Source organism: Salipiger sp. HF18, from assembly GCF_011806505.1.
GTDB lineage: Bacteria > Pseudomonadota > Alphaproteobacteria > Rhodobacterales > Rhodobacteraceae > Salipiger > Salipiger thiooxidans.
In genome coordinates, this window is record NZ_JAATOS010000001.1 from 1 (window position 1) to 22,430 (window position 22,430).

The window sequence follows — 22,430 nt, forward strand, 5'->3', positions numbered from 1 at the left end:
GGTCCACGTCCTCGTCAATGTCGGCGAAGACCGTCTCGGCGGCGTCCTCGGCGAGGTAGGGATCCTCGGCGAAGACGATGGCCACGGGCTCGCCCACGTAGCGCACCCGGCCCTTGGCAAGGCAGGGCTGGGTGTAGGGCCCGAGTCCCTCGATCCTGGTGGCCCTGAACGGGATGTCGGGCAGGTCGCCCAGGTCCTTTGAGGTCCAGACCGCGACCACCCCCGGCATCTCGAGCGCCTCGGAGATGTCGATGCCGGTGATGCGCCCCGTGGCATGGGCCGAGCGCACGACCCGGGCCCAGAGCTGGTGGGGCATGTCCATGTCCCCCACGAAGCGCCCGGTGCCGCTGACAAGCGGCCGGTCCTCGAGCCGGGTGACGGCCCGGCCGATGTAGGCCGATTTCCTCGGCGGTTTGTTGTGGTCCTGCGGCAGCGGGGGAGTGGTCTGGTCTTGCACGTTCAGAGGTCTTTGCGAAGTTCCGTGAGGGGCGCGCGGCTGCTGCGGAGCGTCCACAGCCCGAAGGCCACGAGGACGGCGCCGACAGCCAGCGCGATGAGGTTGGGCGAGATCATGAGCAAGGCTCCGATGGCGAGCGCCAGCCGGGTCGGGGCCCCGAGCGGGCCGCGCCAGTAGCCTTCCGAGGCGATGGCGATGGCCAGCACGACGACCAGAACGCGGAGCGCATCGAAGGCGATTGCCGGGATGCTGCCCTGCAGGAGAATGCCGGGCGCATACATGAAGGTGAAGGGCAGAACGAAGGCGGCGACGGCCAGCTTGCAGGCCATGCCCGCGATCGAGATCGGGTTGGCGTCGGCGATCGCGGCGGCAGCGTAGGCAGCGACGGCGACCGGGGGCGTCATCGCCGAGAGCACCGCGAAGTAGAGCAGGAACATGTGGGCCTGCAGCAGCGAGTAGCCGTAATCCCCGACCAGCGTCGGCGCCACGAGGGCGGCGGCCAGCGCGTAGGCTGCGGGGGTGGGCATGCCCATGCCGAGCAGGATGGTCATGGCGGCGGCGATGACCAGCGTCAGCAGGTCGTTCGAGCCCGCGATCAGCACCAGCAGCTCCGAGACCTTGCCGGCGAGGCCGGTCATGGTGATGCCGCCGATGACCATGCCCGCGGCGGCACAGGCGCCGGTCACCGCGACCATGCTTATGGTGGTCTGGGCGACGCCCTCGTAGAGCGCCTTCAGCGAGAAGCTCTTCCAGCGGAAGATCCAGGTGCCGAGCAGGGCGATGGTGCCGTAGAGCGCCACGTAGGTCGGGCTGAAATGCATGACCAGAGAGCCGGTCAGCACCACGAGCGGCACGATGAAGGGCCAGCCGTCGCGCAGCACCTGCCGGGCCTTTGGCAGCTCGTCGGGGTTGAGGTTGCCCGCCCCCATCCGGCGCGAGCGCAGGTCGACCTGCAGGAACACGGAGACGTAGTAGAGGATGGCCGAGATCAGCGCCGCGAAGACGATCTCGAGATAGGAGATGCCGGTGAACTCGGCCATGATGAAGACCGCGGCGCCCATGACGGGCGGCAGGATCGAGCCGCCGGTCGAGGCCGCGACCTCGATGGCGCCGGCAAGGCGTGGCGAGTAGCCGAGTTTCTGCATCACCGGGATGGTGACCGAGCCGGTGGTGACCACGTCGGCGGTCGGGCTGCCCGAGAGCATGCCGAAGAGCCCCGAGGACATGACGGCGACCTTTGCGGGCCCGCCGTTGTACTTCCCGGTGAGCGCCGCGGCGAGGCCGAAGAAGAACTGCCCGCCGCCGGCTTTTTCCAGCAGCGTGCCGAAGAGCACGAAGAGGAAGGCGTAGGTCGCGGTCACCTGCACCGGCGCGCCGAAGATGCCGTCGGTGGTGAAGACGGTGATGTCGAGGAAATGCGCGAAGCTGATATAGCCGTGGCGCAGCGGGCCCTCGAAGTTGTGTCCCCAGAGGTTGTAGGCCATGAAGATCAGCACGATCCCCGTAAGCCCCATGCCGACGGTCCGCCGGGCGGCCTCGAGCGAGAGCAGCAGGATGCCGTAGCCGAAGATCCAGTAGGCGGGCGTCAGCGGATCGAAGAGCGTGATGCGCTCGGCGATGGCCTGCATCTCGATGCTGAAGAAGACGAGGCAGGCAAGGCTGAGGCCCGAGAGGATGAAGTCGGGGATGCTTGGCCGGTCGGTGCGGGCAGCGGGCGTGGCGCCCACCAGCAGGAACAGCAGCGTCAGCATCATCGACAGGAAGACGATGGTGCGGGCCAGCACGTCCCAGGTGGACATGGTGGCGGCATAGACGGTGAACAGCGCTGTCAGGACCGCAAAGCCCTTGATCGCGTGGCCGAGCGGCCCGTCGAGCCGCCGGCGCGGGCCTGTGCCGAGTGCGGCGCCGACGAGGCGCTGCGCGTAGGTGGGGGAGGGGGGCTGGATCATGCGGTCGCTTTGCATCCGGAAGAGGTCGGCGGGGCCGGTGGTCGGCCCCGCGCGTGCCCTTACATCAGGCCTGCTTCTTCATAGGCGCGGATGGCGCCCGGGTGGAACGGCACGACGGCCTGTTCCTTCATGCCCTCGGGCGTGAAGCGCGACATGGCGGCAGAGACGGCGGCCATGGCGTCGGGATGGTCGAGCATCGCCTTGGTCACGGTATAGGCGGTCTCTTCGTCGAGTTCCTCGGTGGCGAAGAGGATGATCGAGGTGGTCACCGTCTTCACGTCGCCGCCCTCGCCGGGGTTGGCGTCGGCCGAAATCGTCCAGGGCTTGAGCGAGAACTTCTCGATCACCGCCTCGGCCGCGTCATCGGGCACCGAGAGCAGCTTGAGCGGGGTCGCCTCGGACATCTGCGTGAGCGAACTGTGGCCCTCGAAGAGCGTGTTGGCCAGCAGGTCGACGCGGCCGTCGCGCATGAGCGTGGTCTGCTCGCCCGAGGCCTGGAACTGCACCGAGCCGCCCCAGTCCTCGATGTCCTCGATGCTGACGCCGAGCGCGGCCAGCGTCTCTTCGGTGATGGCCGAGGTCAGCAGGCCCTTGCGGTTGAACACGAGGCGGACCGGCGGCTTCTTCTCCGCGAGGTCGGCGAGGCTTTCGAGCCCGTACTCCTCGGCGAAATCGGCGCGGGCGATCCACCACACCGGCGCCCAGTCATAGAGCACGGCAAGCGCGGTCAGGCCCTCGACGGGCGCCTTGAAGGGGTCGGTGCCGGCCTTGGCAAAGGCGAGGTCGCCGTCGTTGGCCATGCCGAGCGCGCAGGCGCCGGTCTGCACCTGCACCACGTTGGCGAGACCGCCCGAGGAGGTCTGGTAGGTGATGGTCGAGCCGGGCGCCTCGGCCTTGACCGCTGCATCGAGACCGGCGCCCACCAGCGACCAAAGTCCGCCCGGGCTTGCGCCGCAGACCGACTCGTTGACCGTCTGGGCCTGGGCGGGGAGCGCCAGCCCGAGAGCGAGGCCGGCTGCCGCCGAAATCTTGAGAATGTTCATGGTCCTACCCTGTTCGGTTTTTGTTGAACGTGACCGGGCGATGACGCTGCCGGTCCCGGACGTTGTTCCGTCCTGGGTCAAGCGTGACCTAAAAATGACGCGAATCGCAAGGGAAATTCCAAAAATGGAACAAAATTCAAAATGAGAATGACGGTCGCCGGCACCCGCTGCCTGTTTTGGAAGCGGGCGCGCGGGTGGCGGTTGCGTCGGGGGCGGTTATTGCCCGTCCGGGGTGATACCGTTCTCGCGGTCGACGGTTTCGAGCAGCTTGCGGAGGTAATCGGCGGCCTCGCGGCCCTTCAGCGACTCGCGCCACATCTGGTCGATGGTGCGCTCGTGCAGCGCGATGGCCTCGTCGGTGTTGGTGATCATCGCCACGCCAAGCCGCACGTTGGGCTGTTCGCCAAGGCGGAACGGGCTGATCGACAGGGTCTTCACGTCGCCCTTGCGGAAAATCTGGAAGGCGCTGTGGGGCAGGGTGCCGGTAACGAGACCGACCTGCACGCCGATGGGCTCGCCCTCGATCAGGTCGATGAAATGCTGCACCTCGCGGCGGGCGCGGGCGCGGCGTTCGCTGAGGTCGTCCGGCGGCAGGAAGGGCTGTCCGACGAAGCCCGAGCGCAGCAGGCGCACGATATCGTGGGCGGACATCAGGTTGACGATGGTGGGCCGCCGCGACAGGTAATTCGCCTTGCGTTCCTTGAGGATCTCGATGATCCGCTCGATGTCGGCCAGCGTCTGGTCGCGGTGGTCGGCGGTCTCGGGGACGCTCTCCTTGAGCAGCCGTTCCAGCGATTCATGGAAGTCGTCCGAGGCCAGAAGGTAAGAGATCGGACCGGCCAGGACGATGATCTGGTTGGCCTCGGTCTCGAGCTGGCGGAGACGTTCGAAATAGGTGACGGCGGACGAGATGTACTCGATCTCGACCCCGAGCAGGGTGGGCAGCGACACGTTCAGCAGTTCCGCCAGCCCGATCAGGGTCTCGATCTTGACCACTTCGCCCTTTTCGAAGCGGTAGACCGCGGTGCGCGAGATTCCGATGCGATTGGCGACTTCCTCGGCGCTCATCCCCGAGCCAAGTCGAAATGCCCGCAGCCTCTGGCCGATTTCGTCGTATCGCAGCGTCATCTGGTCCCTTTCTCCAGTTTTGGGAACGGAACCACCGTTTCCGCGCAGGGGCAACGAAAAAGGCCCGGTTCTGCGACGGCCTTGCCGTTCTGTTAAAAAAGTGGGATTTTGCACACAAAAGGTATGGAGGCCGACATGGACTGGCTCAACAGCTCGATCGCGACGCTGCGCAAGGCTCTGGACGCGGGGCAGGTCACGCAGGGGGCGCTGGTCGAGGCCCATCTTGCGCGCATCGCCGAGCGCGACGGCGAGATCGGGGCCTATGTCCATGTAGACGCGGACGGCGCCCGGGTGGCGGCAACCGCGCCGGTGGCGGGGCTGCTCGGCGGCATTCCCTTCGGGGTGAAGGACGTGCTCGACGTGGCGGGGATGCCCTGCGAACAGGGCAGCGTGATCTACAAGGGGCACGTGCCGCCCTTCGATGCGGGCAGCGTGGCGATGCTGAAGCAGCAGGGCGCCATCGTGCTAGGCAAGACGGCGACGGCGGAATTTGCCGGTACCGCGCCCGCGGCGACGGTCAACCCGCTGGACACGGCGCGCACGCCGGGCGGCTCGTCGAGCGGCTCGGGTGCCGCGGTGGCGGCCGGCATGGCGGTCTTCGCGCTTGGCACCCAGACCGGCGGATCGGTGCTGCGCCCGGCGGCCTTCTGCGGCGTCGCGGGGTTCAAGCCGACCTTCGGTGCCTGGCCGGTGTCGGGGATGCTGCCCGCCGCGCAGTCCTTCGATACGGTGGGCGCCATCGCCCGCAGCGCCGAGGATCTGGCCTGGGTCCATGCGGCGATGATGCGGCTGCCGGCGCCGGGCGCGACCGGCGATCTGCCGGTGATCGGACTCTGCCGCACCCACCTCTGGGACACCCTGTCCGAGCTCAGCGCCGGCGCGGTAGAGGCGGCGCGGGGGCTGTTGTCGCGCGCGGGCGCGCATGTCATCGACTTGCCGCTGGCGCCGGGGTTTGCCGAGCTGACGCAGCACCGCGCCATCGTAAATGCCTTTGAGCGCAGCGGAAACACCGCCTGCTTCGCGGCGGAGCTCGACCGGATCCGCCCCGAATCGCGCGAGGTCTTCAGCCGCGGCGAAAGCATCGACGGAGAGACCTACCTGGTCTCGCGCCGGGCGCTGGATGTCGCGCGCGCCGCGGTCGACAGGCTTTTCGGCGAGGCGGGCGTGCTGCTGACGGCGACAGTGCCGGACGTGGCACCGTCCGGGCTGGAAAAGACCGGCGATCCGCGCCTGCAGGAGCTCTGGAGCACGCTGCGCTGCCCCTCGATCGCGGTGCCCTTCGGCCATGCGCCCTCGGGGCTGCCGCTGTCGGTGCAGCTGGTGGCGCGCCCCAACGAGGACGCGCTTCTGCTCGATGTCGCGCGGCAGCTCGAGGCGCTTCGCGAGGGCTGATCAGCCCTCGGCGGTCTCGAAGCGCGCGGCGAAATTGTCGAAGAACTGCGCCGAGAGCTTGCGCGAGGTCGAGGCGATGAGCCGCGAGCCCAGCTGCGCCAGCTTGCCGCCGAGCTTCACCTCGACCTCGTAGCGCAGCAGCGTGCCCTCGGGGTGTTCGTCAAGGAAGATGCGGGCGTGGCCCTTGGCAAAGCCCGCAACGCCGCCCTTGCCCTCGCCGCTCAGCACGAAGCTCTCGGGCGGTTGCTCTTCGCTCATGGTGACAGTGCCTTTGAAGGTGGCCTTCACCGGGCCGATCTTGGTGGTGACGCTGGCGTGGAAGGTGTCGTCGCCCTCGGCTTCGAGCTCGGTGCAGCCGGGGATGCAGTCGCGCAGCACGTCGGCGTCATGGAGCGCGGCCCAGACTTCGGAGCGCGGGGCGGGGAGGGTGTATTCTTCGGAAAGCTGCATGATTGGGCACCTCGACTGTTTCAATTTTGGTTCGTCACCCCTTGGCTATTTTATTATTGAAACCCAGAAAAGAGTAGAATACCAAAAATGGAACAGTCGGACGCCCTCCGAGACGCGCCGCACCAATGAAAAAGACGCTGCATGGCCTGTCGCGATGCGCACAGGACCATGGATAGAGAGGACCAGATGACCCGGGCTTTCCAGAATATGCTGACGCGGCTGACCCCCGAGATGGTCGCCACCTTCACCGAGGCCGGGTTCTGGTCGGACGACACCATCTATGACTGCGCCCGCGCTTCCGCCGCGCGCGCGCCCGCGCAGATCGCCATCCGCGACGCCGGGCTGGCGCTGGCCTATGGTGATCTGGTGACGCTGGCCGACGGCTTTGCCGCGCGGCTGGTGGCGGCGGGCCTGCGCCCGGGCGACCGGGTCGCCGCGTGGATGTCGAGCCGCTGCGAACTGGCGGTGCTGCTGCTGGCCTGCGCGCGCGAGGGTTTCGTGCTTTGCCCGTCGCTGCACCGCAACCATACGGTGGGCGAGATCACCGGGCTGGTGAAACGGATGCGCGCCAGCGCGCTGGTCACCGAGACCGGCTTCGGGGCGGATGCGGACCGGCTGGACATCAACAGGACCGCCGCCGAGGGCACCGACCTAAGGCTGACCGTCTGGCGCGAGGCGCCGAAGCCGCGCAGCGTCGCGGATCTCGCGGCCGCGCTTGGCACCGGCGAGGCCGAGCCGCCCGGGCGCAACGGCTGCGACATCGTGTACCTCGCCTTCACGTCGGGCACGACGGGCGAGCCCAAGGGCGTGATGCACTCGTCGAACACGCTGCTCGCCAACGCCCGCGCCATCGCCGGCGACTGGAACATCGGGCCCCAGACGGTGACCTACACCATGGGGCCGCTCAGCCATAACCTCGGCTTCGGCGCGCTGATCCTGACGCTGCTGGCGGGGGGCGAGCTGATCGTGCACGACATGCCGCGCGGCAAGAGCCTGCTCGAGCGGCTGGAAGAGGTCGGCGCGACCTTCCTCTTCGGGGTACCCGCCCACGCCATGGACCTTTTGACCGAGCTCGACGCCGCAGCCGAGGCAGGCGGCACGCCGCTGGCCGGGCTGCAGGGCTTCCGCATCTCCGGTGCCGCTGCCCCGTCCTGGGTGGTCGAGCGGCTCTCGGCCCACGGCATCAAGGCGCAGAGCGGCTATGGCATGACCGAGGCCTGTTCGCACCACTACACGCTCCCCGACGATCCCGCCGAGCGCATCACCGGCACCAGCGGCCGCGCCTGCCCGGGCTACGAGGTGAGGATCTTCGACCCCGCCGATCCCGACCGCCCGCTCGCCACCGGCGAGGTCGGGCACATCGGCGGCCGCGGCGCGAGCCTGATGATGGGCTACTTCGACGACCAGGCGGCGACCGAGAAGGCGTTCAACAAGGACGGCTGGTTCATGACAGGCGACCTCGGGCGCATGGACGAGCACGGCTACCTGATCCTGACCGGGCGCCTCAAGGAGATCATCATCCGCGGCGGCCACAACATCCACCCCGCCCGGATCGAGTCGCTGGCCAGCCGCCACCCGGACGTGGCACGCGCCGCCGCGGTGGGCGTGAAGGACGAGCGTCTGGGCGAGAAGGTTTGCCTTGTGGTGATGCCGCGCAACGGCGTGGCGGTCGATCCGCAGGACGTGCTGCGCCACCTCGACGAGACGGGCCTGTCGAAATACGACATGCCGGAGTTCTTCCTGCAGGTGGACGAGATCCCGCTCTCGGCCTCGGGCAAGATGCTCAAGCGCGCGCTGCTGCCCGACATCGAGCAGGGCAAGCTGGTGCCGCAGCCGATCCGGTTCAAGGCGCCTGCCTGATGGCCGATTATCTTGCCCGGCTCGAGGAAGAGATGCGCCGCCCGCCGCTGCACGGCTGGCTGCGCCCGCAGGCGATCCGGGCCGACGGCTCCGAGGTCGAGGTGCGGCTGCCGTTCAGGCCCGAGTTTGCCGGCGGGACCGATCCGGTCTTCATCCATGGCGGCATCGTCGCGGCGCTCTGCGACCTGACCGCCCACGCGGCGGCGGCCTGTGCCGCGGGCACGCCCGTACCCACGGTGACGCTGGGGGTCGACTACCTGCGCGCCGCGCCGGGCGTGGATCTGCGCGCTGTCGGTATCCTGCGCAAGCTGGGCCGGACGCTCGCGCGTGTGGATGTGGAGATCTTCGCCGGGGACAGGCTTGTCGCGCTGTCCCGCAACACCTTTGCCATTCCCGAGGAGAGACCATGAAAGCGGTCGTGATCGAAGACTTCGGAGCGCCCTCGCAGGCCACCCTCCAGGACCTGCCCATGCCCGAGCCGGGCGCGGGCCAGCTTCTCATCGCGGTCGAGGCGGCGCCGGTCAATTTCGTCGACAGCCTCGTCTTCACCGGCAAGTACCAGTTCCTTCCCGAGCGGCCCTTTACCCCGGGCAAGGGTCCCGCGGGCAAGATCGTCGCCATCGGAGAAGGGGTCGAGGGCTTCGAGGTCGGGCAGCGCGTGCTCGCCATGGCCGAGCACGGCGGCTATGCCGAGGCGGCGCTGGTGCCCGCCAAGGACGCCTATGTGTTGCCCGAGAACGTCAGCAGCGAGGACGCCGGCGTCCTGTCGCTCGCGTTCGACACCGCGTGGACGGCGCTCTTCGAGCAGGGCCGGATGCAGCCCGGCGACACCGTGCTGGTGCTGGGCGCGACCGGGGCCGTGGGCAACGCCGCGATGCAGCTTGCCAAGATCAAGGGCGCCAAGGTGCTCGCCGCCGTCTCCTCGCCCGACCGGGCCGATGAGGTGATGCGCTACGGCGCCGACGCCATCGTCGACCTGTCGCAGCCGAAGCTGCGCGACAGCCTGCGCGAGCAGGTCTACGCCCAGACCGGGGGCCGCGGCGTCGACGTGGTGATCGATCCGCTGGGCGGCGACATCTTCGACGCGGCGCTGCGCGCGGTGGCCTGGCGCGGGCGCGTCGTGGTGGTGGGGTTTGCCGCAGGGCGCATCCCGACCATCAAGGCCAACTACCTGATGCTCAAGAACATCGAGGTCAGCGGCCTGCAGGTCAGCGATTACCGCAAGCGCCGTCCCGACATCCTCGACGCCGCCTTCCGCGAGATCCTGGCGCTGGCCTCCGAGGGGCGCATCTTGCCTGGGCCGCGCAAGACCTACGCGCTGGCCGAGTTCGCCACCGCGCTCGACGATCTGCTGGAGCGTCGCGCGCGGGGCCGGGTGCTGCTGGTGCCGAACGGGGCCGTGGACTGAGCCTTTCCGGCCGAAACCCCGAGGTGCTGGCGGCGGCGGCAATGCCGCGCTCTGTGCCGCCACAGCCACCGGGCTTCCTTCTGGTGCTGTGCGCGACGCCCGCGATGCTGGCGCTGCATCGGGGCGTGGTGATGACGCTGTTCCTGTCCGTGCCCTACAGCAGGCGCGTGCATGGCATCTTGCGATACATGGCGCCGGGTCCGGCACGGGCGCGAGCCGCGGTGCCACGTAGCGTAATCTCAGCTTACGTAAACAAGAAGACGACGGCGCCCCGCGGGTGCCGTTGTCTGCGTTTTCAGCCCCGGCCGCGGTAGGGCGGCACGCCCTGGTCGGGAAGCCAGAGCCCCTTGGGCAGCGGCCCTGTCTGCCAGAACACGTCGATCGGGATGCCGCCGCGCGGATACCAGTAGCCACCGATGCGCAGCCATTGCGGCTCGAGGAAACCGACCAGCCGCCGCGCGATCGAGATCGTGCAGTCCTCGTGGAAGGCGCCGTGGTTGCGGAACGAGGTGAGGTAGAGCTTCAGCGACTTCGATTCCACCAGCCACTTGCCCGGCGCGTAGTCGATGACGAGATGCGCAAAGTCGGGCTGGCCGGTCATCGGGCAGAGCGAGGTGAACTCCGGCGCGGTGAAGCGCACGTTGTAGGTCACGTCCGCCTGCGGGTTGGCGACGCGTTCGAGCTCGGCCTCTTCGGGGCTGGCGGGGATGCGGGTCTCGCCGCCGAGTTGCCTGAGGTTGCTGTAGATGCTGTCGGTCATGCAGGTCTCCTGCGGTCAGACGCCGCGCTTGTTGCCCCAGATCAGGACATGCAGCTGCGGCAGGATACGAGGGGTGAACCAGGCGTCGGCCATGGTGCGCTCGACGAGCCAGCCGAGCCGGTCCGCCAGCGCCTGCGGATCGACGGGCGTTTCGGGATCGACCTCGGGGTTGCCGGGCTGGAGATAGAGCGGAAGCTCCGGGTGGCGGGCGTGGGCGTCCCTGGCCCAGGCGTAGTCGGTGTCGTCGAAGATGACGATCTTCATCACCGTCTGGCGGGCGGCGCTGCCGGCGCGGACGCAGGCGGCGAAGGCGTCCCAGTCGACGGTCTCGCCGCTCGACGGGGGCTTCGGCGAGAGCACCAGCGTGTCGAGTTCGGCGAACCAGGGCCGCGCGACCGAGCCCTGCGTCTCGCAGGCAAAGCGGTAGCCCGCCGCCCGTCCGCGCGCGATCACCGGCGCGAAGTCCTGGATCGCGGGATTGCCGCCGCTGAGCGACACCGTCAGCGGCTGGCCCCCGGAGAGGCGCAGCACCTCGTCCCAGACGGCGCTGTCGCTCATCGCGGCCCATGTGTCGCGGTAGCGGCTTTCGACCGCGTGCAGGCTGTCGCACCAGCTGCAGCGGTAGTCGCAGCCGCCCGTGCGGACAAAGACGGTGGGCTCGCCGATCAGGGCGCCTTCGCCCTGGATCGTCGGCCCGAAGATCTCGGCGATGCGCAGGCTCATGGCCGGTACTCGGCCCAGGTCTTGGGGGTCTCGCTCACCAGCACGGCGCTGGTCTCGGGCCAGCGGGCCCGGCACCAGTCGAAGAAGTGCCGCGCCATGTGCTCGGCGGTCGAGGGCACCTCGAGCACGTCGTTCAGGTGGCGATGGTCGAACTGCCCGTCGATGTAGGTCTTGAGATCGGCAAGGTCGTGGTAGTCGCGCACGAATCCGTCGGTGTTGAGCGTCTCGGCGGCGAGCTCGACCACCACGACGTAATTGTGCCCGTGCAGCCGCGCGCACTGGTGGTCGGGCGGCAGGTGCTCGAGCCGGTGCGAGGCGGAGAAGTGGAATTCCTTGCGGATGCGGAACATCAGGCGGTCCCCCGCGCGGCCACGGCCTGCGCCCAGTAGTCGGGGTCGGCATAGGCCGTGGGGTCCCCGACCCCGGCGAGGTGGAAGGCCTCGCGCCGTTCGACGCAGGTGCCGCAGCGGCCGCAATGCAGCTCGCCGCCTTTGTAGCAGGACCATGTCTCGGCGAAGGGCGTGCCGTGGGCCGCGCCCGCGCGCACGATGTCGGCCTTGCTGCGCTCGACGAAGGGCGTGTGCAGCCGCACCGAGGCATAGCCGTCGAGCGCCGCCTGTTGCATCGCGTCGAAGGCCTGCGTGAAGGCCGGGCGGCAGTCGGGATAGATGAAGTGATCGCCGCCATGCACCGCGGTGGCGACGGCCTCGTCGCCATTGGCCGCTGCGACCCCGAAGCCGATCGCCAGCATGATGGCGTTGCGGTTGGGCACGACGGTGATGCGCATGGTCTCCTCGGCGTAGTGGCCATCGGGGACGTCGATGTCATCGGTCAGTGCCGAGCCGGAGAGGGAGGCGCCGATGCCGCGCATGTCGATGAGGTGGTGGGGGACGTTCAGGCGCCGCGCGGCGGCGGCGGCGAAGTCGAGTTCCTTGCGGTGGCGCTGGCCGTAGTCGAAGGAGACGAGCCGGGTCAGCTGGTGCTGGTCGGCGATGATATGCGCGAGCGACACGGAATCGAGTCCGCCCGAGCAGATGACGAGTGTTTTCATGTTGGGGCCCTTGTTTTGATATCCGGGTAGGCTGCGACCGGACGTGGGGGCAGGCGATAGCAGCCCGGGACCGGTCAGGCAAGCGCGGGCGCCGGGGCCGGGCGCCTGTCTGCCGCGGCGTCATGGGCGCGCGCGGATGGTCCGGCGTGCGCGACGATTCGTCTCGCCGGGGGGGCTGAGGCGGGCGAGGGGCCGGGACCGGCGCACCGCGCGCCATGGGCCGGACGCTGGCAAAGACGGCGTTCGGGACCGTTTCGATCAACCATTGGGCGAACGGTCACGCCCGTTGCCCGGGATTTCCCCAAACACACACTCTTCGCGCCGAAGGTGAGTTTTTCGCAAAAGTTTTGACATTAACGGTTGTCAGGCACAATTGTCATCGACAACTGTTTGGAGTGACCAGAGATGAATGAAGAGATGCGGGGCAGAGGCCGGGGAGTGACGGACGTGCAGGACGGTTTCGACGAGATCGAGCTCGACTGCCTGACCGGCGCGGTCAGCTACTACATCCGGGTGCTGAACCTGTGGATCTCGCGCGATCTCGAGAAGAAGCTGGCGAGCCTTCCGGTCGCGGGGGGCACGGGCAAGATCTCGACCCTGTTCATGGTGCTGCACCAGCCGGGCATCACCGCCTCGGAAATCATGAGCTTCGCCGGCAAGGACGCGCCGGCGATGACCCGGCTCGTCGAGAAGCTGATCGCGGACGGGCTGCTCGAGCGTCGTCCCGACCCGGACGTGCGGCGGCGCCAGCAGCTTTTCATCACGGCGGCCGGGCGCGAGGTGCTCGACCGGGTGCGCGAGATCGTCGAGCGCGAACCCGAGGACGCGTTCTGGATGCTGTCGAAGAAGGAGCACGCGCAGACCGTCGCGCTGCTTCGCAAGATCGCCGCGGCGTATGTCGAACGCCACAACGGGCTCGATTGGAAACGGAAGAAGACATGACGACCAAGACCATGCTGCTCACCGGCGGATCCCGAGGGATCGGCCACGCCATCGCCATCGAGGCCGCGAAGCGCGGCTGGTTCGTCTCGCTGGGGCTGCGCGACGCCTCGGCGCTGCCGACGGGGCTGACCCCGGAGACGGCGGAGGCGGTGCCCTACGATGCCGCCGCCGGCGGCGAGCGGGACTGGGTTAAGGGCGTGCTGGAGCGGCGCGGGCGCATCGACGCCGTGGTCGCCTGCGCCGGCATCCTCGAGCACGACCGCATCGTCACCGAGGACGAGGACACCGTGCAGCGGCTCTTCGAGGTCAACGTGCACGCGCCCCGGCGCCTTGCCGCCGCCGCGTGGGACGCGCTGGCCGAGACCGGCGACGGACGGATCATCGTCATGGCATCGCTCTCGGGCAAGCGGGTCAAGAGCAAGCGCTCGGGGCTCTATTCGTTTTCCAAGTTCGCCGCCGTGGGGCTGGCCCATGCCCTGCGCCACGAGGGCTGGGATCTCGGCATCCGCGCCACGGCGATCTGCCCGGGGCTTGTGCGCACGGACATGGGCGAATCCGCCGCAAACGGCGGCTTCCCGCCCGAGGCGATGAGCCAGGTCGGGGACGTCGCGACGCTTACGCTCAACACCCTCGAACTGCCCGGCACGCTTTGCCAGGCGGAAATCGCCTTCAACTGCCAGCCTGACGGAATCCACTGATGCCCGGTCCACGCGTAACCCCGGTCCACGGGGACGAAACCCTGCCCGACAAGGTCGAGGTCGTCGTGATCGGCGGCGGGATCATCGGCACCTCCACGGCGCTGGAGCTCAGCGAAAAGGGGCTGCGGGTGGCGCTTTGCGAGAAGGGCGGCATCGGGCAGGAACAGAGCTCGCGCAACTGGGGCTGGGTGCGGATCTCGCGTCGCGATCCGCGCGAGATCCCGCTGATGGCCGAGGCGCTGCGCATCTGGCCGGGGATGAACGACCGCACGGGGCGCGAGCTTGGCTACAAACGCACGGGCATCATGTTCTCGTGCCGCACCGACGAGGATATGGCCCGCTACGAGCGCTGGTCCGAGCATCTCAAGCCCTACCAGCTCGACAGCCGGATGGTCTCGGGCGCCGAGTTCGCCGAGGTCATGCCCGGCTGCGAGGAGCCGGTGAAGGGCGGGCTCTACACCTCCGTCGACGGGCGCGCCGAGCCGCAGCTCGCGGCGCCTGCCATCGCCGAGGCGGCGCGCGACCGGGGTGCCGCCATCCTTACCGAGACCGCGGTGCGCGGCATCGAGACCAGCGCCGGCGCGGTCTCGGGCGTGGTGACCGAGCGGGGCCGCATCGGCTGCGACGCGGTGGTGCTGGCGGGCGGGGCGTGGTCGCGGCTGTTCGCGGGCAACCTCGGCATCGACTTCCCGCAGCTCAAGGTGATGAACACCGTGCTGCGCACCGAGCCGCTCGAGGGCGGGCCGGAGGCGGCCTACTGGACCAGCGAATACGCCTTCCGCAAGCGCAAGGACGGCGGTTACACCATCGCCTCGGGCTCGACCAACGTGGTCGACATCGTGCCCGACAGCTTCCGCCTCGCGCTGCGCTATCTCCCGGCGCTGCAGCACCAGTGGCGCGACCTCAACTTCCGCGTCGGGCCACGGTTCGGGCAGGAGGCCGGCTATGCCCGCAAGTGGCGCAACGACGAGGCCTCGCCGTTCGAATACACCCGTGTGCTCGATCCCAAGCCGCATCCGCGCATCATCAAAAAGACGCTCAAGGCGGCGGCGAAGTACTTCCCGGTCTTCGAGAAGGCAAAAATCGCCCAGACCTGGGCCGGCTACATCGACGTCACCCCCGACGCGGTGCCGGTGATCTCGGCGGTCGACGGCCAGCCCGGCTTCTTCATGGCCTCGGGCTTCTCGGGGCACGGATTCGGCATCGGCCCGGCCGCGGGGCGGCTGATGTCCGAGCTGGTTACCGGCCGCACCCCTTGCGTCGACCCGCACCACTTCCGGTTCTCGCGCTTCACCGACGGAACGAAGCTGCGACCCGACGACGGGTTCTGAACCCCTTTCTCCGCGGCCGGACGACCGGGCGCGGGAGCCCCTGACCAAGCGCCACAAGAAGCGCTGGCAGCACATCAAGACCGACCCAACAGCCAACAGGAGTAGAAAAGCATGACCAACACGCCGTTCAAGGACCTGACCCACCCGTCGCGCCGCGGCTTCCTCGGGATGACGATGCTGACCGCCGCCGGTCTCGGGCTTTCGGGCCTGCCGGGCGCCGCCCGCGCGCAGGCCACCGGTCAGGTGATCGTGGGCATCAGCCAGGAGCCCACCGTCTTCAACCCGCACCTGCTGCACATCGAGGTGGACGAGGGCATCCACTGGGCGATCTTCGACCCGCTGTTCTCGGTCGAGCCCGACGGCTCCTTCGCGCCGCGGCTGGTGACCGAGGTGCCCAGCATCGAGAACGGCGGCATCTCGGAAGACGGCACCGAGTGGAAGATCACGCTGAAAGAGGGCGTGACCTGGCACGACGGCACGCCGCTGACGGCGGAGGACGTGAAATTCACGCTCGAGCTGCAGAAGGACCCCGATTTCCGCGCCGCCCGCCGCACCGGGCACGAGCTCATCGAAGAGATCACCGTGGTCTCGGACACCGAGCTCACGTGGAAGATGTCCTCGGCCTTCGCACCCTACATGGCGATCCTGAGCTGGACCTTCATCGTGCCCAAGCACGCCTTCGACGGCGTGGACCCGAACGAGGCGCCCTTCAACCAGAGCCCCATCGGCACCGGGCCCTACAAATGGGACAGCCGCGCGCCGGGCGACAACATCCAACTCGTCGCGTACCCCGACTACCACGGCGACGGCGCCTCGATCGAGCGCATCGTGGTCAAGTACGTGCCCGATCTCACGGTGCTCTACACCCAGTTCAAGACCGGCGACATCGACGTGATCGCGCTGCAGGGCATCTCGCCCGACCACTATGCCGAGGCCTCGACGCTGGAGGGCAAGACCGTGCAGCTGGTGCCGGTGGGCACCGTCGAGACACTGTCGCTGAACCTCGGCAACCCGGTGCTGGCGGACAAGGCGGTGCGCGAGGCGCTCTATCTCGGCGTCGACAAGACGACGATCCTCGAGGCGCTGTACTACGGTCTGCCGACGCCGACCGAAACCTACATGCCGCAGCAGAGCTTCTACTACAATCCGGACCTGCCCGGGCACGTCTACGACCCCGAGGCCGGCAAGGCGCTGCTCGACGAGGCGGGCTGGGTGCCCGGCGGCGACGGCATCCGCGAGAAGGACGGCCAGCGCCTGAGTTTCATCTGCTCGACCACCGCGGGCAACCACGTGCGCGAGCAGATGCAGCAGTTCCTGCAGCAGAGCTGGAAGGAGATGGGCATCGAGATGGAAATCTCGAACCTGCCGCCGGCGGTGATGTGGGCCGACCACTGGATGCAGTCGCAGTTCGACATGGCGGTGGCGGGGATCATCTTCCTCACCGGGCCGGACCCGGACACCACCAACTACATGTCGACGGACTCGATCAACGCGCAGGGCGGGGCCGGGCAGAACACCTTCCAGGTCTCGATCCCCGAGCTCGACGAGCTGCTGAAGAAGGGCGCGACCACCGTCTCGCCCGAGGCCCGCAAGCCGATCTACGCTGAGATCCAGTCGATGATCCGCGAGGAGCTGCCCTTCCTGCCGCTGTTCCAGCGCAACGAGGTGCGTGGCCATCTCGAGGGGCTGCAGGGCTACGAGCCCAACATCAACGTCCGGATCACCTTCTGGAACATGCAGGACTGGAGCTGGGCGTAACCGCCTGACCCCGCGACGACGACCGGCGGTCCCGGAGCCACGTGCTCCGGGGCAGTGCCAGACGTTCACCTTCCGACCGGAGGCCGCGCCATGATCCGCTTCCTTACCCACCGCACGCTGCAGGGGATCGTGCTGATCCTGATCGTCTCGATGATCGGGTTCACCGTGATCAACCTCGCGCCCGGCGGGCCGCTTTCGCAATACGCAATGACGCCCGGCATGAGCCAGCAGGACCTCGACCGCATCGCCCACCAGATGGGGCTCGACCGGCCGATCCCGGTCCAGTACCTGGACTGGCTGGTCAACATGGTCTCGGGCGACTGGGGCAAGAGCTACCGCGACCAGAGCCCCGTGCTGGACGTCGTGTGGCGCCACATGTGGGCGACCCTTCTGCTGATGGGGACCTCGACGGCCATCGCCGTGGCGCTCGGCACGCTGATCGGCGTGCTGGGCGCCCTGAAGCGCTACTCGGTCTTCGACTACATGGCGACGGTGGGCGCGATGATCGCGCTCTCGATCCCGACCTTCTGGTTCGGACTGGTGGCGATCTTCTTCTTCTCGCTCGAGCTCGGCTGGCTGCCCGCCGGCAACATGTACACCGTGGGCGACCAGAGCTTTTCCGACTACGCCATTCACCTGATCATGCCTTCCATCGTGCTGGCGCTGGTCAACGTGGCGATCTGGAGCCGCTACATGCGCGCCTCGACGCTCGACGTGATGGACCAGGATTACGTGCGCACCGCCCGCGCCAAGGGCTTGCCGCGCTGGCGAATCGTCTCGGCCCACATCGTGCGCAACGCGCTGATCCCGATGATCACGCTCGCCGGCCTGCAACTGCCCACCATCATCGGCGGCGCGCTGGTCACCGAGACCGTGTTCACCTGGCCGGGGCTCGGGCGGCTCTTCATCGATAGCCTCGGCTACAACGACTACCCGGTGATCATGGGGCTGCTGATGTTCTCGGCCATCCTCACCGTGATCGGCAACTTCCTCGCGGATATCGGCGTCGCGCTGGCCGATCCGCGCATCCGCCTCGGCTGACCGAAAGGAGCGATCGAATGACCGCAATCCCCGACCCGGCGACCAGGACCCGCTTCGCCATCTTCCGCGGCCCCCGCGTGCGCAAGTTCATGCGCCACCGGCTGGCCATGATCGGACTGCTCACCATCATCTTCCTGACGCTCGCCTGCTTCTTCGGGCCCTACCTGCTGCCCTACGACGAGCTCTACATCGACCTGCGCGCGCGCTTCTCGCCGCCGCTCACCGGAAGCCACATCCTCGGCACCGACCCGCTCGGCCGGGACATCGCGGCAAGGCTGTTCTCGGCCGGACAGATCTCGCTCACCGTGGGGTTCACGGCGATGGTGCTGTCGACGCTCATCGGCACGGTCATCGGCGTGGTGGCGGGCTACTTCGGCGGCTGGAGCCGCATCGGCCTGATGCGCATCGTCGACGCCTTCCTGTCCTTCCCGTCGATTTTCCTGATGCTGACGCTCGCGGCCTTCCTCAAGCCGTCGCCCACGATGATCACGCTGATCATCGCCGTCACCTCGTGGATGGAGGTCGCGCGCATCGTCGAGGCCGAGGTCCGCGGCCAGTCCTCGCGCGATTTCACCGCCGCCGCACGCATGGTCGGCGCGCCGCACTGGTGGATCATGGGGCGCGAGATCCTGCCCAATGTCATCGGGCCGATCATCGTGGCGGCGACCCTGACCGTGGCGCGTGCCATCCTGCTCGAGGCCTATATCTCGTTCCTCGGCTACGGCATCCAGCCGCCGCTGCCGAGCTGGGGCAACATGCTCAACAACGCCCAGCAATATCTCGACAGCGCGCCCTGGCTCGCCATCGTGCCCGGCGTCGCGATCACCCTCGCGGTGACGTCCTTCAACTTCATCGGCGACGGGCTGCGCGACGCGCTCGACGCCCGGTCGGTTCAATAGGAGGGCGGGCGATGACGGATCCGGTCCTTTCCGTGCGCGACCTGCGCATCCGCTTCCGCAGCGGCGGGCGCGAGACGCAGGTGGTCCATGGCGTCGATTTCGACATCCGCGGCGGCGAGACGCTGGCGCTGGTTGGCGAGTCCGGCTCGGGCAAGTCGGTGACCTCGTTCGCGCTGATGCGGCTGCTGCCCGAGGCGCCCCGCTGCACCATCGAGGGCAGCGTCTCGATGGGCGGGGTGAACCTGCTCGAGCTCTCCGAGCGCCGCATGGCGCAGGTCCGGGGGCCGAGGATCGCGATGATCTTCCAGGAGCCGCTGACCTCGCTCAACCCGGTGCACCGGGTCGGCGACCAGATCGCCGAGGCCATCCGCTTTCACCGCAAGATGAGCAAGGCCGACATCCGGGCCCGGGTCATCGAGCTGCTGACGCTGGTGGGTATCCCCGACCCGGCGCGGCGCATGCACGCCTATCCCGGCGAGATGTCGGGCGGGATGCGGCAGCGGGTGGTGATCGCCATGGCGCTGGCGCTCGAGCCCGACCTGCTGATCGCCGACGAGCCGACCACCGCGCTTGACGTCACGGTGCAGGCGCAGATCCTCGAGCTGCTGCGGCAGATCCAGCGCGCCACCAACATGGCGATGCTGTTCATCACCCATGATTTCGGCGTCGTGGCCGAGATCGCCGAGCGCGTGATGGTGATGTACGCGGGCCGCATCGTCGAACAGGGGAGCCTTGCCGACGTGCTGTCGAACCCGCGGATGCCCTACACCCGGGGCCTGCTGGCCTCGGTGCCGCGGTTCGAGGACGCGGGCCTGAAGACCGGCCCTCTCGGCACCATCGAGGGCTTCGTCCCGAGCCCCGACAACCTGCCCACGGGCTGCAGCTTCCACCCGCGCTGCCCGCACGCGCGGCCCGGCATCTGCGACGGCGCGCTGCCCGAGCTCGCGGCGCATGGCGCGGGGGCGCATCTCGTGCGCTGCGCCCGCTCGGACGAGCCGGCGTTCGGCGCCGAACCGGCGGAGGTCTCCTGATGTCCACTCTCATCGAAACCATCGACCTCAAGCAGCATTACCCGATCCGGCAGGGCCTTCTCGGGCGGCCGAGTGCCACGGTGCGCGCAGTGGACGGCATCAACCTGCGCATCCAGCGCGGCGAGGTGCTGGGGCTCGTGGGTGAGTCCGGGTCCGGCAAATCCACCTTCGGCCGCACGCTGATGATGATGGAGCAGCCGACCTCGGGCTCGGTGCTCTACAACGGGGTCGAGCTGGCGGGGCGCTCGCATAAGGCGCTGCACCCGTACCGGCGCCGGATGCAGATGGTGTTCCAGGATCCGTTCTCGTCGCTCAACCCGCGCATGACGGTCGAGGACAGCCTGACCATGCCCCTGCGCTTCCACCAGCCCGGGCTCAGCGCGCGCCAGCGCCGCGACGAGGCGGCGGAAACGCTGGAACGGGTGGGCCTGCCGCGCTCGATGATCTCGCGCTACCCGCACGAGTTCTCCGGCGGGCAGCGGCAGCGCATCGGCATCGCCCGGGCGCTGATGGTCAGGCCCGAGTTCATCGTGGCCGACGAGCCGGTCTCGGCGCTCGACGTGTCGGTGCAGGCGCAGGTGCTGAACCTCTTCTCCTCGATCCGCGAGACGCTGGGCCTGACGATCCTGTTCGTCACCCATGACCTGGCGGTGGTGGGACACATCGCCGACCGCGTGGCGGGGGTGTATCTCGGGCAGGGGGTGGAGATCCCGCCCACCCGCGCGCTTTTCACCTCGCCCCGGCACCCCTACACCGAGACGCTGCTCTCGGCCGCGCCGCAGCCGGCGGTGGGCGCGCGCCGCCAGCGCATCGCCATGAAGGGTGAACCGCCGAGCCCGCTGGCGCCGCCCTCGGGCTGCGTCTTCCGCACCCGCTGCGCCCATGCGCAGGCGGAATGCGCCGTGGCCCGCCCGGTGCTGCGGCCGCGCGGCCCGGGGCATCTCAGCGCCTGCATCCGCGACGACCTCTCCCTCGTTCCCGGCGTCGCCGAAGCGCGGCCCGACCAAGCCAGAAAGCGCATGTCATGACCAAGTTCTCTCCGTTCGACGAAACCCTGTGGCATGCCACGGCGGTGGACGCCCCGGACACCGGGCCGCTCGAGGGCACGGTGCGCACCGACATCTGCGTGGTGGGCGGCGGCTACAGCGGGCTGACCACGGCCATCGAGCTGCGCCGTCGCGGCCACGAGGTGGTGCTGCTCGAGGCGCAGGAGGCGGGCTTCGGTGGCTCCGGGCGCAACGCGGGCCATTGCACGCCGACCTTCTCCTACCTGACGCTGGACGATCTGCGCTCTCACCTCGGGACCGAGCGCGCCAACCGCCTGATCCGCCGCCAGACCAGCGGCGCCGACATGGCGGCGGAGTACATCCGCGACTTTCAGATCTCCTGCGAGTGGAAGCAGAACGGCTATTTCCAGGGTGCGCTGAGCCCGTCGCGCATCGCCCGGATCCGCAAGAAGGCCGAGAGCTACGCCTCGGTCGGCTGTCCTTCGGGGCTCGTCGACGCGGAAGAGGCTAAGCGGCTGACCGGGTCGGAACGGTTCTTCGGCGGCTGGCTGCTGCGCTCCGGCGGCCACCTGAACCCGCTGAGCTATTCCCGCGGCCTCGCCCGCGCCGCCCTGCAGGAGGGGGCCCGGATCTTCACCCGCTCCAAGGTCTCGAAGGTCGAGAGGATGGGCCAGCGCTGGCACGTGAAGACCGACGGCGGCGAGGTCGTCGCCGACAAGGTCATCATGGCGACCGGGGCCTACACCGACGGCGGCTGGAAGGGGCTCGACAAGACCTTCCGGATCAAGAAGGTCATCCTCGCGGCGACCAGCCCGCTGCCCGAGGACGTGCGCGCGCAGGTCATTCCCTTCGACGGCACGATGCACGACGGTCGGGGCGACATCTTCGTCTACAAGTACAACCGCGAGGGCCGGATCGTGGCCTCGATGTTCCCGGTCGGCCGCCGGGGCAGGGACCTCGAGTACACCCGTCAGATGCTGATGGACCGGCTGCGCTGGCTGCATCCGCAGGTGCCCGAGGCCACGACGTGGGATTACTACTGGACCGGCGAGCTCGACATGCAGCGCCACACGATCCCGAGGCTCTACGGTCTGGGGCCGGGGGCACTGGCGTGCACCGGGCTCTCGGGGCGCGGGGTGCCCACGGGCACCATGCTTGGCGGCATCCTCGCGGACTGGGCCGAGGGCACGCCCGAGAAGGACCTGCCGTTGCCGGTCGAGCGCCTGCATTCGGCACCCGCCTACATGTCCATGGCGCCGGGGCTGGTGCTGCGCTGGTACGGCTTCCAGGACAACATGGCCGCCCGCCGCGACGGGGTGGAGCTGCCGCCGCACGCCTGATGTTGCGCGGTCCGCGCGGCGCAGGGCAACCTGCGGTGGCCATGCCTCTTTGCTCCCCGCGTCGCGCAGAGTGCCCGCGCTGCTGGGCCACCCTTTGCTCAGCATGTAACCTCGCTGCAACCTGCGCCGTCTGGATGACCCCGCCGCGGCCCGCGCTGCGCG

At 68.8% G+C, this 22,430-nt stretch carries 21 protein-coding genes and 1 pseudogene; 13 read left to right on the forward strand and 9 right to left on the reverse strand.

Annotated elements, in window-relative coordinates:
* The 4 genes and pseudogenes from HC022_RS00005 to HC022_RS00020 form a co-directional block, all read right to left on the reverse strand.
* A pseudogene (locus tag HC022_RS00005) lies at positions 1–457 on the reverse strand (xanthine dehydrogenase family protein molybdopterin-binding subunit); the annotation flags it as partial.
* Between the two features lie 2 nt (positions 458–459).
* Positions 460–2,406 carry a TRAP transporter fused permease subunit gene (locus HC022_RS00010; RefSeq protein WP_089959348.1) on the reverse strand — a complete coding sequence of 649 codons (1,947 nt, stop codon included), beginning with the start codon at positions 2,404–2,406 and terminating at the stop codon, positions 460–462.
* A 59-nt stretch (positions 2,407–2,465) separates the two neighbouring features.
* A complete protein-coding gene (locus tag HC022_RS00015; protein ID WP_089959346.1) occupies positions 2,466–3,449 on the reverse strand; it encodes a TAXI family TRAP transporter solute-binding subunit in 984 nt (327 codons plus the stop codon).
* Between the two features lie 216 nt (positions 3,450–3,665).
* On the reverse strand, positions 3,666–4,577 hold the full coding sequence (locus tag HC022_RS00020) for a helix-turn-helix domain-containing protein (protein ID WP_008888033.1): 912 nt from the start codon (positions 4,575–4,577) through the stop codon (positions 3,666–3,668).
* Between the two features lie 135 nt (positions 4,578–4,712).
* Here HC022_RS00020 and HC022_RS00025 point away from each other — a divergent pair, with 135 nt between their 5' ends.
* Positions 4,713–5,969, forward strand: coding sequence for an amidase (locus HC022_RS00025; RefSeq protein ID WP_167450874.1), 1,257 nt, complete (start codon positions 4,713–4,715; stop codon positions 5,967–5,969).
* On the opposite strand, the gene HC022_RS00030 is transcribed toward HC022_RS00025, so the two are convergent.
* The gene (locus HC022_RS00030; RefSeq protein ID WP_008888177.1) at positions 5,970–6,419 is read right to left on the reverse strand and encodes a CoxG family protein; all 450 of its coding nucleotides are present in this window, start codon (positions 6,417–6,419) and stop codon (positions 5,970–5,972) included.
* 186 nt (positions 6,420–6,605) lie between these two features.
* On the opposite strand from HC022_RS00030, the gene HC022_RS00035 reads away from it, so the two are divergent.
* From HC022_RS00035 to HC022_RS00045, 3 genes are read left to right on the forward strand one after another with little or no spacing between them, the layout of a single operon-like run.
* Positions 6,606–8,279 carry a class I adenylate-forming enzyme family protein gene (locus HC022_RS00035; protein ID WP_167450875.1) on the forward strand — a complete coding sequence of 558 codons (1,674 nt, stop codon included), beginning with the start codon at positions 6,606–6,608 and terminating at the stop codon, positions 8,277–8,279.
* Entirely contained in the window at positions 8,279–8,689 is a 411-nt protein-coding gene (locus HC022_RS00040) for a PaaI family thioesterase (protein WP_008888166.1), read from the forward strand. Before HC022_RS00035 ends, HC022_RS00040 begins: the two co-directional genes overlap by 1 nt.
* On the forward strand, positions 8,686–9,687 hold the full coding sequence (locus tag HC022_RS00045; RefSeq protein ID WP_167450876.1) for an NADPH:quinone oxidoreductase family protein: 1,002 nt from the start codon (positions 8,686–8,688) through the stop codon (positions 9,685–9,687). The genes HC022_RS00040 and HC022_RS00045 overlap by 4 nt, the downstream gene beginning before the upstream one ends.
* Positions 9,688–9,982: 295 nt before the next feature.
* On the opposite strand, the gene queF is transcribed toward HC022_RS00045, so the two are convergent.
* From queF to queC, 4 genes are read right to left on the reverse strand one after another with little or no spacing between them, the layout of a single operon-like run.
* On the reverse strand, positions 9,983–10,447 hold the full coding sequence (queF, locus tag HC022_RS00050) for a preQ(1) synthase (protein WP_167450877.1): 465 nt from the start codon (positions 10,445–10,447) through the stop codon (positions 9,983–9,985).
* Between the two features lie 15 nt (positions 10,448–10,462).
* Positions 10,463–11,170: a 7-carboxy-7-deazaguanine synthase QueE gene (gene queE / locus HC022_RS00055; protein ID WP_167450878.1), complete on the reverse strand. Its 708-nt coding sequence runs from the start codon at positions 11,168–11,170 to the stop codon at positions 10,463–10,465.
* Entirely contained in the window at positions 11,167–11,520 is a 354-nt protein-coding gene (gene queD / locus HC022_RS00060; RefSeq protein ID WP_167450879.1) for a 6-carboxytetrahydropterin synthase QueD, read from the reverse strand. Before queD ends, queE begins: the two co-directional genes overlap by 4 nt.
* The gene (queC, locus tag HC022_RS00065; protein ID WP_167450880.1) at positions 11,520–12,221 is read right to left on the reverse strand and encodes a 7-cyano-7-deazaguanine synthase QueC; all 702 of its coding nucleotides are present in this window, start codon (positions 12,219–12,221) and stop codon (positions 11,520–11,522) included. The genes queD and queC overlap by 1 nt, the downstream gene beginning before the upstream one ends.
* 438 nt (positions 12,222–12,659) lie before the next feature.
* Between queC and HC022_RS00070 the strand changes: the two genes are divergently transcribed.
* The 9 genes from HC022_RS00070 to HC022_RS00110 all read left to right on the forward strand — a co-directional run bounded on the left by HC022_RS00070 (position 12,660) and on the right by HC022_RS00110 (position 22,268).
* A complete protein-coding gene (locus HC022_RS00070; protein ID WP_008888293.1) occupies positions 12,660–13,163 on the forward strand; it encodes a MarR family winged helix-turn-helix transcriptional regulator in 504 nt (167 codons plus the stop codon).
* Positions 13,160–13,861 (forward strand): SDR family NAD(P)-dependent oxidoreductase, encoded by a 702-nt coding sequence (locus HC022_RS00075; RefSeq protein ID WP_167450881.1) that lies wholly within the window; start codon positions 13,160–13,162, stop codon positions 13,859–13,861. The genes HC022_RS00070 and HC022_RS00075 overlap by 4 nt, the downstream gene beginning before the upstream one ends.
* On the forward strand, positions 13,861–15,192 hold the full coding sequence (locus HC022_RS00080; RefSeq protein WP_167450882.1) for an FAD-binding oxidoreductase: 1,332 nt from the start codon (positions 13,861–13,863) through the stop codon (positions 15,190–15,192). The genes HC022_RS00075 and HC022_RS00080 overlap by 1 nt, the downstream gene beginning before the upstream one ends.
* Positions 15,193–15,303: 111 nt before the next feature.
* A complete protein-coding gene (locus tag HC022_RS00085) occupies positions 15,304–16,950 on the forward strand; it encodes a peptide ABC transporter substrate-binding protein (RefSeq protein WP_089959305.1) in 1,647 nt (548 codons plus the stop codon).
* A 90-nt stretch (positions 16,951–17,040) separates the two neighbouring features.
* On the forward strand, positions 17,041–17,991 hold the full coding sequence (locus HC022_RS00090) for an ABC transporter permease (RefSeq protein WP_008888184.1): 951 nt from the start codon (positions 17,041–17,043) through the stop codon (positions 17,989–17,991).
* A gap of 17 nt (positions 17,992–18,008) precedes the next feature.
* Positions 18,009–18,890: an ABC transporter permease gene (locus HC022_RS00095; protein WP_089959302.1), complete on the forward strand. Its 882-nt coding sequence runs from the start codon at positions 18,009–18,011 to the stop codon at positions 18,888–18,890.
* A gap of 11 nt (positions 18,891–18,901) precedes the next feature.
* Positions 18,902–19,921: an ABC transporter ATP-binding protein gene (locus tag HC022_RS00100; protein ID WP_167450883.1), complete on the forward strand. Its 1,020-nt coding sequence runs from the start codon at positions 18,902–18,904 to the stop codon at positions 19,919–19,921.
* Positions 19,921–20,949 carry an ABC transporter ATP-binding protein gene (locus HC022_RS00105; protein WP_167450884.1) on the forward strand — a complete coding sequence of 343 codons (1,029 nt, stop codon included), beginning with the start codon at positions 19,921–19,923 and terminating at the stop codon, positions 20,947–20,949. The genes HC022_RS00100 and HC022_RS00105 overlap by 1 nt, the downstream gene beginning before the upstream one ends.
* Complete coding sequence (locus HC022_RS00110) at positions 20,946–22,268, forward strand: FAD-binding oxidoreductase (protein ID WP_167450885.1); 1,323 nt, start codon at positions 20,946–20,948, stop codon at positions 22,266–22,268. The genes HC022_RS00105 and HC022_RS00110 overlap by 4 nt, the downstream gene beginning before the upstream one ends.
* Positions 22,269–22,430 lie beyond the last annotated feature (162 nt).

What these genes read in the sequence shown, in the direction of transcription:
- HC022_RS00010 (WP_089959348.1), bottom strand. Translation starts at nt 2,406, where the DNA reads ATGATCCAGCCCCCCTCCCCCACCTACGCGCAGCGCCTCGTCGGCGCC.
- HC022_RS00015 (WP_089959346.1), bottom strand. Translation starts at nt 3,449, where the DNA reads ATGAACATTCTCAAGATTTCGGCGGCAGCCGGCCTCGCTCTCGGGCTG.
- HC022_RS00020 (WP_008888033.1), bottom strand. Translation starts at nt 4,577, where the DNA reads ATGACGCTGCGATACGACGAAATCGGCCAGAGGCTGCGGGCATTTCGA.
- HC022_RS00025 (WP_167450874.1), top strand. Translation starts at nt 4,713, where the DNA reads ATGGACTGGCTCAACAGCTCGATCGCGACGCTGCGCAAGGCTCTGGAC.
- HC022_RS00030 (WP_008888177.1), bottom strand. Translation starts at nt 6,419, where the DNA reads ATGCAGCTTTCCGAAGAATACACCCTCCCCGCCCCGCGCTCCGAAGTC.
- HC022_RS00035 (WP_167450875.1), top strand. Translation starts at nt 6,606, where the DNA reads ATGACCCGGGCTTTCCAGAATATGCTGACGCGGCTGACCCCCGAGATG.
- HC022_RS00040 (WP_008888166.1), top strand. Translation starts at nt 8,279, where the DNA reads ATGGCCGATTATCTTGCCCGGCTCGAGGAAGAGATGCGCCGCCCGCCG.
- HC022_RS00045 (WP_167450876.1), top strand. Translation starts at nt 8,686, where the DNA reads ATGAAAGCGGTCGTGATCGAAGACTTCGGAGCGCCCTCGCAGGCCACC.
- queF (WP_167450877.1), bottom strand. Translation starts at nt 10,447, where the DNA reads ATGACCGACAGCATCTACAGCAACCTCAGGCAACTCGGCGGCGAGACC.
- queE (WP_167450878.1), bottom strand. Translation starts at nt 11,170, where the DNA reads ATGAGCCTGCGCATCGCCGAGATCTTCGGGCCGACGATCCAGGGCGAA.
- queD (WP_167450879.1), bottom strand. Translation starts at nt 11,520, where the DNA reads ATGTTCCGCATCCGCAAGGAATTCCACTTCTCCGCCTCGCACCGGCTC.
- queC (WP_167450880.1), bottom strand. Translation starts at nt 12,221, where the DNA reads ATGAAAACACTCGTCATCTGCTCGGGCGGACTCGATTCCGTGTCGCTC.
- HC022_RS00075 (WP_167450881.1), top strand. Translation starts at nt 13,160, where the DNA reads ATGACGACCAAGACCATGCTGCTCACCGGCGGATCCCGAGGGATCGGC.
- HC022_RS00080 (WP_167450882.1), top strand. Translation starts at nt 13,861, where the DNA reads ATGCCCGGTCCACGCGTAACCCCGGTCCACGGGGACGAAACCCTGCCC.
- HC022_RS00085 (WP_089959305.1), top strand. Translation starts at nt 15,304, where the DNA reads ATGACCAACACGCCGTTCAAGGACCTGACCCACCCGTCGCGCCGCGGC.
- HC022_RS00090 (WP_008888184.1), top strand. Translation starts at nt 17,041, where the DNA reads ATGATCCGCTTCCTTACCCACCGCACGCTGCAGGGGATCGTGCTGATC.
- HC022_RS00095 (WP_089959302.1), top strand. Translation starts at nt 18,009, where the DNA reads ATGACCGCAATCCCCGACCCGGCGACCAGGACCCGCTTCGCCATCTTC.
- HC022_RS00100 (WP_167450883.1), top strand. Translation starts at nt 18,902, where the DNA reads ATGACGGATCCGGTCCTTTCCGTGCGCGACCTGCGCATCCGCTTCCGC.
- HC022_RS00105 (WP_167450884.1), top strand. Translation starts at nt 19,921, where the DNA reads ATGTCCACTCTCATCGAAACCATCGACCTCAAGCAGCATTACCCGATC.
- HC022_RS00110 (WP_167450885.1), top strand. Translation starts at nt 20,946, where the DNA reads ATGACCAAGTTCTCTCCGTTCGACGAAACCCTGTGGCATGCCACGGCG.